Genomic DNA, 8,733 nt, shown 5'->3' with positions numbered 1-8,733 from the left:
CACAACGCCGGCTCTCGGGAGCCGGCGTTGTGGGTGATCAGGGGCAGCGCTTACTTCGCGACTTTGCCCAGTACGCGCAGACGGCTGATACCGCCATCCGGGAACACGTTGATCCGGATGTGGGTGATCGGCCCCAGGTCATTGATCTGCTCCTGGAAGCTGTGCTCGGCGTGCATCTGCAGCTTCTGGCTTGGCAGCAGTTCGCGCCAGAACAGGCTCTGGGTTTCGATCTGGCTGTCGGTACCGCCCTTGACGAATGCGCCCTGGATCGAGCAGCTGTCGGGGTAGTTGCCTTTGAAGTGCAGGGTGTCGACGACAACCTGCTCGACCACGCCAGCATGGCCCAGGGCAACGATGACCCAGTCATTGCCTGGGGTGCGGCGGCGCGCGGTTTCCCAGCCGTCGCCCATGTTGATGCCACGGCCCGGGTTGAGGATGTTGCTCATGCGGCCGAAGTGTTCGTCGGAGCAGGCCAGGGCACGACCACCGTTCAACGCTGCTGCCAGGTCGACTTGCTCGTTGTCGCCTACTGCCGACCAGTCACGGAATGGCACGCCGTACACACGCAGACGGGCAACACCGCCGTCCGGGTAGATGTTGAAGCGCAGGTGGCTGAAGGCCTGGTCGTTGTTGATTTCGTGGTAGTGGTGGCTGTTGCCTTGCAGCTCGACGGCCGACAGCACTTCAACCCACTGGGTTTGTTCGGTCGGGTCGCCTTCAGCGACGAAGCAGCCTTCCAGGGACGCCGAAGGTGGGAAGTTGCCGGTGAAGAACGAGGTGTCGATGTCGACGCCCTTGATGGTGCCGGGAACGCCCAGGCGGATCACCGCGCTGTCGAAGCCTTCGAAACGCTTGCGGCGCGTTTCCCAGCCGTCCATCCACTTGCCGTTGTCGTCGAACACACCCTCCTTCCACACGGCCGGTGTCGGCTGGAACAGGCGCTCGGCAGCGGCGAACCACTCATCGGTGACCGAAACGATCTTGGTGCCCAGGCGCGCGTCGGCCAGGTTGACGAATTTCTCGAAGGGTACGGCGTATGCTTTCATTTTTTCTTGTCTGCCTTGAATGGGTGGCTGGGGATGCTTGCAAGGCCCTGGGTACGCGCTGCGTTCATGAGCGCACTCGGGCCACGCTCACTAAAGCTGCAGTAATCGGAACAGGGCGATCAGGTTGATCTGCGCCAGCGCTTCCTTGAACTCGGCCTCGACCGAGTTATGGATGCGCGTTTCGAACGCGGCGAGGATCTGATGCCGGTTGCTGCCTTTTACCGCCATGATGAAGGGAAACTTGAACTTCGCTTTGTAGGCGTCGTTCAGCTCGGTGAAGCGTTGGAACTCTTCGGCCGTGCATTGGTGAATACCGGCGCCAGCCTGTTCGTGAGTGCTGGCTTCGGTCAGTTGGCCCTGGACGGCCGCTTTGCCGGCCAGGTCCGGGTGAGCGTTGACCAGTGCCAGCTGGCTGGCAGGGTCGGCGCTCAACAGGATATCGCTCATGCGTTGGTGCAGATTTTCGATCTGGTCCAGCTCCTGGCGCTGGCCCAGGTCGAATGCCTTCTCGGCAACCCATGGCGAATGTTCGTAGATATCGGCGAAAGCTTCGACGAACGCGGTGCGGTCGAGGGTCGAAGGCTTCAGCGTCTTGAAGTCGGTCATTATGCGTTCTCGGCGTTGAAAGGGTGGGTGGCATGCCAGTGGCGGGCGATGTCCACGCGCCGGGCAAACCAGACCTGCTCATGGCTTTGTGCGTATTCGACAAAGCGCTTGAGGGCTGCCAACCGGGCAGGGCGGCCGACCAGGCGGCAGTGCAGGCCGATGGAGAGCATCTTCGGTGCCTCGGCACCTTCGGCATACAGCACGTCGAACGCGTCCTTGAGGTACTGGAAGAACTGCTCGCCGCAGTTGAAACCCTGAACCTGGGTGAAGCGCATGTCATTGGTGTCCAGGGTGTAGGGGATCACCAGGTGTGGCTTGCCGGTCGGGTTGTTGGGTTCCCAATAGGGCAGGTCGTCGTCATAGGTGTCGCTGTCATAGAGGAAGCCACCTTCCTCCATCACCAGGCGGCGGGTGTTTGGCCCGGTGCGGCCGGTGTACCAGCCCAATGGGCGCTCGCCGGTCAGTTCGGTGAGGATGCGGATCGCTTCGAGCATGTGCTCGCGCTCCTGGGCCTCGTCCATGTACTGGTAGTCGATCCAGCGGTAGCCGTGACTGCAGATCTCATGGCCGGCTTCAACCATGGCACGGATCACTTCCGGGTGGCGCTGGGCGGCCATGGCCACGGCAAACACGGTCAGCGGAATGCCAGTGTCCTTGAACAGTTTGAGCAGGCGCCAGACGCCTGCGCGGCTGCCGTACTCGTAGAGCGATTCCATGCTCATGTTGCGTGCGCCCTGCAGCGGCTGGGCGGCAACCATTTCAGACAGAAATGCTTCCGACTCTTTATCACCGTGGAGGATGTTGCGTTCGCCACCTTCTTCGTAATTGAGCACGAAAGACAAAGCGATGCGGGCGTTCCCCGGCCAGCGCGGATGGGGTGGAGTATTGCCGTAACCGATCAGGTCGCGAGGATAATCAGCGCTCACTGCAGTCTTCCTTCTTGTACGTGAAAACGGGGGTAGAGTGGCCTGTGTGGTGTATCGACCACGCTGATGGAGTGATTGTATACAACTTTATTGTCAGTTTGTAAGCCTGTTTTTTCGCATTTCTTTCCTGGCCCGCCACCCCATGCCCCTGCAATAAATCTGCCGGAATGGTCAGATAATGACGTGCTCGTCATTGTTCTGCTTGGGTTTGCGACTGATGGCCTGTTTGCTGGGCGAGGTGGCTAAGCTAACAAAGAAGTCGGAATTATTGTGTACAATTTTCAATAAAAATGTCTTAATAATCCAACAGCCGTACGCTGCCGTGCTTGCATGCGGTGCGATACGGGTATTTTTTGCCCACAGATCAAGAAGAGGCGAGCAACCTTATGGGACGTTTGACCACGCATGTACTGGACGCCGCGCATGGCTGCCCTGGCAGCTCGATCAAGGTCGAGCTCTACCGCGTCGAAGGCCAGCAGCTAGAGCTGGTGACCACTGCCCTGACCAACAGCGACGGTCGTTGCGACGCACCGTTGCTGCAGGGTGACGATTACCGCAGCGGTGTCTACCAGCTGCAGTTCAGTGCCGGTGACTACTACCGTGCACGCGGCGTGAAGTTGCCTGAGCCTGCGTTCCTCGATGTGGTCGTTCTGCGTTTTGGCATCAGTGCCGAGCAGGATCATTACCACGTTCCATTGCTGATTTCGCCTTACAGCTACTCGACCTACCGCGGAAGCTAGCAGGTCAGCCAACAGAATCTTCGTAGGTCCTTGCCCGCTCACACTGCGGGCTTTTTTTTGCCTGAAGGAAAAGCATTATTTATCTCACATGGTTTGAGCGGCTGTTTTGAAATGTCGGCTGGGTCGCTTGCGCAGGGTGTGCAGGCGCCATTCGATAGCAGGGACACAGACCATGGATGTAGCAATTCCTCCTCACTTGCTCAGCAACACTGAGGCGTTGGCAGCGTTGGAAAAGGCTGCGGCGCTCTGGACACAACAGGGCAGCGCGCTGCCGGACATTGTGCCGCTGCTCGCAACGGCCTTTGATGATGAGCTCAAGCGTCAATACCCGCAGCTTGAACTGGATGCGCGAAACACCTGGGTAAAAACCTTTTCGCTCACGGATAACCCGGAGCACTGCACCTTGCAGACGAACAAGACCCTCGAGCAGGTAATGCGCGAGCGCCTGGTGGGTGCCGCAACGGTGTATGACGAGGGCTTGTCAGGGATTTACGCCGATGGTCGCGAGGATGATCAACCCGGAACGCGCATGGCCGGCACGCGCGGGCTGGAGGGGGCCATCGACACGTTGACGCTCAAGCTGGGTTATCTGTATCGGGATGCAGTCACTGCCTACTGGAACGCCGCGACAGCGGAGCACACCTCACGCGACCAGCAACTGGCTGATGCCCTGGCGCAGGCGTTGCACCTCGACGCGGCACGGCGCTTGAGTAAGGACGAGCAGGCGTTGTTGAGCAGCGCGCTGTCGACCCCGGCGGACAGCCGCAGGGCTTTTTTTGCCTACAGCCTTAGCCTGTTGTTCGAGGGGGCAGAGGCCGCGCACCTGGCCGGTGCATTCATTCTTCGCAGGCAACCGGTGGCCGATGCGTCGCAGGCGGACGCTGTTCCGACGCTGCTGTACCTGCCGGGTGACGGGCTTTCCAGCCATGGCTCATTGGGCGAACTGTTCGATGCACTCTTGCCGCGCCGTGAACAATGGTCGGGCTTGCTGAGCTTGAGCCATCAACGCGCACTGGATGGCCAGCGTCGTATCGAATGGCAGTGCCGGGAGATCGCCGCCCACCTGCTGAGTGACGTTGTACAGGCCCAACTGAAGTGTCAGCAGGCAGATATCATCGACATTCTGCAAACCCGCCGCACGACCTTCGCGTCGTATCAGGTGCTGTTCGAAGCGCTGGCAGCGGCTACCCAGCGGATCATCGTCAACGGCCCACCCGGCATGGCCGTGGTGTGGCACGCAGAGCACGCGGCCTATGAGGCCTACCGGCAGTTACCGTATTGGATGAAACTGTGCAGTACCGAAGAGCGGCAGCGCTACGTCGACAAATTGCAGGCCTATCAATACGCTCAGGAGGATCTGTGTCAGGCGCTGGGCAAGGCCGAGTCGCCAGAGCAATTTGCCCGTGTCACGGTGGCGTTGCGCCTGCGCGAAGCGCTGGGCGTTGACCTGGACCCCGATCAACTGTGGGTCACCACCGAGCGTCGTTTGCCGGTAACCCGTGAGGTCTATACCGAGCAGGCATCGTTGAGCAGCCTGGCCCTGTACGGGCTGCACCCTGGGGATGAAGCCCAGGCTTCTGATTTCATCACGGGCAGCACCTTGCAGTATCAAGGCCTGCCGGTTGAGCAGGTATTCGAAGGGTTGACCCCTGCAACGCTTGCCCCAGTGCTTGCCCCGCTGCAACTGAGGAGCACATTTTCTCAACAGTGGCGTGAAGCGATCACGCCAGGTGTTCTCCAGCGCATGCAGGTCGTGATGTCGCTACGGCTACAGGCCTCGCTCTGCGCTGCGGGGTTTCAAGGCATCCTGGCCGAGGATCAGGTTCAGGCAGTCGGGGTGTTGCACACACCGTTTGTCGAGCAGACGGCGCTTCGTGCGACGGCTTACCTGTTAAAGATCAACGGCGCCGAGTTGGCAGATGTCATGGTCTTTTGCTTGACCCAGGCCGATGGCGAAGCTGCCGGCCTATTGCTTTATGCCCCAGATGTGCCTGGCCGCGAGCCGTGGCTGAAGGTGCTGGATGAGCGCCGCTTGTTGCACGAAATTGTCGGTTGGACCGCTGTGCCGGCACTGCGTGACTACCTGTTGGCACGCGTTCCGCAAGCCGCTCGTAACGCCTTGGACAACGTGTTGATTGCCCTGGCGCAGAAGCCGGCTGCCGAGGCCGATTTTCTTACGCTCTCGCCTCAGGTCGACTATCCGACGGCCTTGCAACGCCTGGTCGCGCTAGATGTCGAGCTCACCCAGGCGCGCTTTGACGCTCACACGCCGGCCTGGTACCGCGATGCGCCGCTGGCTGAGCGGCAGCAGTTGCATGCACTGGAGACGCAGGTCGCCGCTGCCTCGCAACGGTTTACCGAGCAGTCCTTGCTGCAGGTTCCGGATTTTGAAAGCTTCGTCAAAGCCCAGGCTACGGAAAAAATCAATCAGCTGCTGGGTACACCCGCGGGCACGGTCGACCCGGACACGATCATTATCACATCGCCCCGGGAGCGGGCTACGTTCACCCACTTGTTGCGCAATGGCTATGACGACTCGATCAGCCTGACGCAAGCCACGCTGGACACTTCTGCGACGTTTGAAGGCCCGGAAGGTGTTGACCTCTCGCCCCTGCGGCCGGAGAACGTCTCGGGCGCTATTCGCGGCCAATGGGTGGCGGACCGCTACATTCAAGTGCTGCGCGATACGCTGCTGAACCCTGAGCACGAGGGCTATGCCACCCGCCGACAGGCCAGTGTCACGCTGACACAGTTGCAGATGTCGGTTGCAGCCCTGCGCAGCAAGCTGATGGGGCAGATCACTGGCGAGCAGTACGCTTGGTTGAGTCAAACGTTGAGTTCTTTTCAGCGCGAGGATGCGCCGACACGCCTGGCGCATCCGGTGCATCTGCTGAACTTCAATCTTGAGGCGGTATTCAATACCGCTGAGTACCCCTGGCTGGCGTACCTGGGCCATCTGTCGTGGATGAACGAGCACTTGGGGACGGTGGAAACCGTCGAAGGCAACTACGTCATGCTGGCGCCGGAGAACACCGGGCAGCCCGCTTTGTTGTACACCCCCGATGCGCCGGATGGCCTGGCATTCCGTGAGTTCCAGTCATTCGAGGCGTCCCTGGCCCATGCCGGCATGGGGGATTATTACAAGGACCGCATGCGCCACAAGCTGGGTCGCTGGATGTCCTATAGGCTGCACGCCGTCAGGCGTGGCGCAGCTACGGGGCCGGTGCTGTCGAGTGCGCCAGTCATGAGCCTGCAGAAGGCCTTCCATGACCAGCGAATCGAACGCAAGATGACCGATGTGGCGGACCTGGAGCTCGGTCGGGCCGACATGATCTGCCGTATTACCTGGACTGGGGTCGAGTTGGTTGCCACGGCAGTCACACTGCCATTTCCACCGGCCAGCTTTGCGGTGGGTGCGTTTTTTGCCCTCAAGGAGTCGGCCTCGGCGATCAAGGCACTGGCCGATGGTGATCGCGCCAAGGCCGTGCAGCACGCACTGTCGTCGGCCTTCAATACCTTGGGGGCCTTGGGCGACATGAAGCACGGGTTCAAGGGGCTGGGCAAGCTCTGGAAAATGCTGCCTCATGCCTCTGACGTCAGCACCACGCGGATCGCCTTGGCGGGTAACGATGCGCTGCACGGTGTTGCGCCGCCGTTGTCGAACAGGGTCATTGATCGCTCGTTTGCGCTCAAGCAGCGGCCTAAAGACTTGACCTTGCGCACCGATGGCGATTTTAACGGCGTGTATGAGGGAGAGGTTGGCGCGGACGGCTTCCCGCACTACTACATTACCGATACGCGGGGCCGCTACTATCAGGTCCAGTACAAGGGTGGCGTGGCCCTTGAACCCTGGCGCATCGTCGAAACGCGACGCCGTGGCTACGGTCCTGCGGTGCGGCGCAATATCTTGGGGCACTGGGAAGTGTCGTTTGACGTGGGGTTGCGCGGCGGTGCACCGCAAACTCCGGCTGAAGTTATCCAGCAAGGTTTGCAGACGGTGACGCGCGAAGACGTGCAAGTGCTTGCAAACCAGCTCGGGCTGCCATCGCAATGGACGCTGGAGGCGATCCTGGAGGTTTTCCGTCGCTTTACCCTTGATGAGGCCGCGCAGGTCTTGCGGCGTTTCAGCCTGCCGGCCGATGATCCCGACCTGGCACGTTTGCTGGCCGATCAGTTTGTTCAGCACAAACGCTTTCCTGAGTGGGCCTTGCAGTTCCTGCCAGGTCGCACACCGGACCCGGCCTGGAAGATGATTCAGCGCGCGGAGCCCGGGCAATCGCAGGCAGCAGCCGAGGCGTTCCTACGTCGTTTCAATTTCACCGAGGGCGAGCGAGCCGCAAAGGAGTGGGCGCTTGCGCTGCACTTCGAAAGCCGAGGCTACTTGCCATTCTGGAGCATCGAGCATCTGCCGCCAGCGACAGGCGCGACAGTACCCGTCATTGCACCCCTTCACGGGGTTTCCAGGGTTCAACAGATGTTCGACTGGCGCAGTTGGAGCACCCCGGTTGATGGCCCGCTGATTGAAACTGCCAGCAACTCGGGCATTTTCGTGAGCGCTCAAAACACAGCGCGGCGTGTGATCCAGGTGGATAATGCGTACTACGAGGTGCTCGACGACGGGGTTGAGCTCGTGGCCGATTGTGCGGTACTCAAGCCGCCTCCGAGCTTGGACGGCGTTCTGCCGCGTTATCATCGGATGCAGCGCGTCAATGGCGTCTGGTCGCTCGGTTCAGGGCTTCGCGTTGATCACATGATGTACACCATCAAGCGCCGTTTCCCGCGATTGACCGATCAGAGCACCAAGCAGTTCTCTCGGCGCCTGATGGAGTCTGCCAGCATAAACGGCAAGCTGACCGCTGCCGGCGTCCTCAAGCTGGACCTGTTGTTGGGTGTGCTGGATAACCCGCTGACTAAAAATGGCGCGTCCGTCGTCGACCCGTTCGGGTGGCTGCGCGGTCGTCCGGAGGTGGCAGCAGGGGCAGGGTTCAGTTTGCACAGTGAAACGGCCCGGTTTACCGCAGTGGAGTTTGTGGTTTCAGAGGAACAGTTTGCACGGGCCCCGCTGCATGCGGTTGTCCGGGATGTGCTGACGGCAAACTATTACACTGTGGGCCAGGTCTTCAGTGACCAGGCCTTCGGGCCGGGGCAACTGCTGGTGCGTTGCAACGGCTCAGACCGGCTCTACCTGGTGATCGTCAGGCCAACGCACGCGTCGCATGTGTACCCGCTCTCGTCCAGCACGCTGAAACGACTGATGACGTCGATGGATGCCGAGACGCGTCAGGCGTTGCGTCAGGCTCGGGCGGCGAAAGAGCTGGTCGTGCTGATGGCGGGCAAGCGCGTCAGTGCTTCTGGCAGGGATGAAGGGCTGGTCTTTATCAGGCCGCAGTTCGCCTGAGGTTCTGCCCCGTTGCC

5 protein-coding genes are annotated in these 8,733 nt (G+C 60.7%); 2 read left to right on the top strand and 3 right to left on the bottom strand.

Translation table 11 applies throughout. The features are described from left to right. Positions 1–50: 50 nt before the first annotated feature. The 3 genes from alc to puuE form a co-directional block, all read right to left on the bottom strand. Positions 51–1,046, bottom strand: a complete 996-nt coding sequence (alc, locus tag EKA13_RS16330; protein WP_065760394.1) for an allantoicase — start codon at positions 1,044–1,046, stop codon at positions 51–53. A gap of 90 nt (positions 1,047–1,136) precedes the next feature. Continuing rightward, positions 1,137–1,652, bottom strand: coding sequence for a 2-oxo-4-hydroxy-4-carboxy-5-ureidoimidazoline decarboxylase (gene uraD / locus EKA13_RS16325; protein WP_065760393.1), 516 nt, complete (start codon positions 1,650–1,652; stop codon positions 1,137–1,139). Further along, complete coding sequence (gene puuE / locus EKA13_RS16320; protein ID WP_065760392.1) at positions 1,652–2,578, bottom strand: allantoinase PuuE; 927 nt, start codon at positions 2,576–2,578, stop codon at positions 1,652–1,654. The genes uraD and puuE overlap by 1 nt, the downstream gene beginning before the upstream one ends. A 386-nt stretch (positions 2,579–2,964) precedes the next feature. Between puuE and uraH the strand changes: the two genes are divergently transcribed. After that, positions 2,965–3,318, top strand: coding sequence for a hydroxyisourate hydrolase (uraH, locus tag EKA13_RS16315; protein ID WP_065760391.1), 354 nt, complete (start codon positions 2,965–2,967; stop codon positions 3,316–3,318). Positions 3,319–3,490: 172 nt separating this feature from the next. After that, positions 3,491–8,716 (top strand): hypothetical protein, encoded by a 5,226-nt coding sequence (locus EKA13_RS16310; RefSeq protein WP_065760390.1) that lies wholly within the window; start codon positions 3,491–3,493, stop codon positions 8,714–8,716. Positions 8,717–8,733 lie beyond the last annotated feature (17 nt).

The sequence above is a fragment of the Pseudomonas defluvii genome (genome assembly GCF_001695625.1).
Taxonomy (GTDB): domain Bacteria; phylum Pseudomonadota; class Gammaproteobacteria; order Pseudomonadales; family Pseudomonadaceae; genus Aquipseudomonas; species Aquipseudomonas defluvii.
This window is presented reverse-complemented; position numbering and strand designations above follow the sequence as displayed.